Here is a 1,472-nt window from a genome sequence, read left to right on the forward strand (position 1 = left end):
TCCGGCCCTGTACGACATGCGCAGCTCCACCGGGCACACGTACGCGGCCCTGCCCGGGCGCGCCGGACGCATCGACGTGTACCGGCCGCCGGGCCAGGGCCCGTTCCCGGTCCTCGTGTGGAACGCGGGCTCCGGCTGGCGCAGCGATCGCGGCTACAGCGACGGTGTCGACGTCGCCCGCGGCCTGGTCCCGCACGGCTACGCCGTCGCCGCGTTCTCGGTGCGCAGCTCCAAGCAGGGCACGTTCCCCGCCCAGGTGGAGGACGCGACGGCGGCGGTCCGCTGGGTGCGGCGCAACGCCCCGGGCCTGCAGCTGGACGCGGGGCGGGTGGCCGTGGCCGGCTCGTCGTCGGGCGGTTGGAACGCCCTCATGGCCGGCCTCACGGGCGGACAGGACCTGGACCGCGAGCAGGTGCCGCTGCCCGGCCGGGAGGTGCCCGACGGCGGCCACGCGATCCCGGAGGAGGACCGCGTCCACGCGATCGTGGACTTCTTCGGCCCCACGGACTTCCTGACGATGAACCGCCAGATGCTCCCGGGCGCGTGCGCGGACTACAACCGCGCGAACCGGCTGAAGCACTGCCACCTCGACGACCGCAGCACCAAGTCGGACATGCTGGGGGTGCCGGTCCTGGCCTCGGGCGGCCTGACCCGGCTGGCCTCCCCGATCGCGCACCTGCGCCCGGACTCGCCGCCCCTGCTGGTCGTCCACGGGCGCAAGGACGTCACGGTGCCGTGGGGGCAGAGCCTCGAGCTGTACCGGGCCGCCGAGGCCGCCGGACTGCGCACCGCGTTCTACTCGGTGGCCGAGGGTGGCCACGACCTGGGCATGATGACCGCGAAGACCCGCAGCGCGGAGGTGCTCCGCAACGGTGTGCCGGCCAGCGCCGTGCACGCCTCCATCTCGTGGTCCGCGGTGGCCTCGTTCCTGGACGCCGTCCTGCCGCGCTGAGGCGGCGGCCGGACCCGCCCCGGCATGGCGAAAGCCCGGGAGCGCAGGGCTCCCGGGCTTCACATCTGGCGGTGACGGTGGGATTTGAACCCACGGTACGGGGTTACCGTACACAGCATTTCGAGTGCTGCACCTTCGGCCGCTCGGACACGTCACCAGACCAGAACACCCTACCCGAGCCGTGGCGGCGCGCCCAAACCGGCCGCCCGCCGTCGTCGGGCACGGGCGCGTTCAGTCGCGCTGTGCCGCGAAGAACCCCCGCAGCAGCGCCGCGCTCTCCTCGGAACGGACGCCGGCGCGGACCTGCACCTGGTGGTTGAAGCGGGGGTCGCGGACCACATCCAGCACCGAGCCGCACGCGCCCGCCTTCGGGTCCCACGCCCCGAATACGACGCGCGGGATGCGGGCCAGCAGCAGCGCACCGGCGCACATGGGGCAGGGCTCGAGGGTCACCACGAGGGTGCAGTCCGTCAGGCGCCAGCCGTCGCCCGCCCCGGCGGCGGCCCGCAGCTCCGCTCCG

General features: G+C 74.4%; 2 protein-coding genes and 1 tRNA gene. 1 reads left to right on the top strand and 2 read right to left on the bottom strand.

Going from position 1 to position 1,472, the window contains the following annotated elements:
• Positions 1-952: alpha/beta hydrolase (locus D8M29_RS11795; protein WP_148111609.1), on the top strand; the 952-nt coding region annotated here is incomplete at its 5' end.
• A gap of 66 nt (positions 953-1,018) precedes the next feature.
• Here D8M29_RS11795 and D8M29_RS11800 read toward each other — a convergent pair.
• Both D8M29_RS11800 and D8M29_RS11805 read right to left on the bottom strand, forming a co-directional pair.
• Positions 1,019-1,109 (bottom strand) — tRNA-Ser (locus tag D8M29_RS11800).
• A gap of 74 nt (positions 1,110-1,183) precedes the next feature.
• Positions 1,184-1,472, bottom strand: a 289-nt coding sequence (locus D8M29_RS11805) for a nucleoside deaminase (protein ID WP_148111610.1), incomplete at its 5' end; no start/stop codon positions are given.

The sequence above is a fragment of the Micrococcus sp. HSID17227 genome (assembly GCF_003989405.1).
Classification (GTDB): domain Bacteria; phylum Actinomycetota; class Actinomycetes; order Actinomycetales; family Micrococcaceae; genus Micrococcus; species Micrococcus luteus.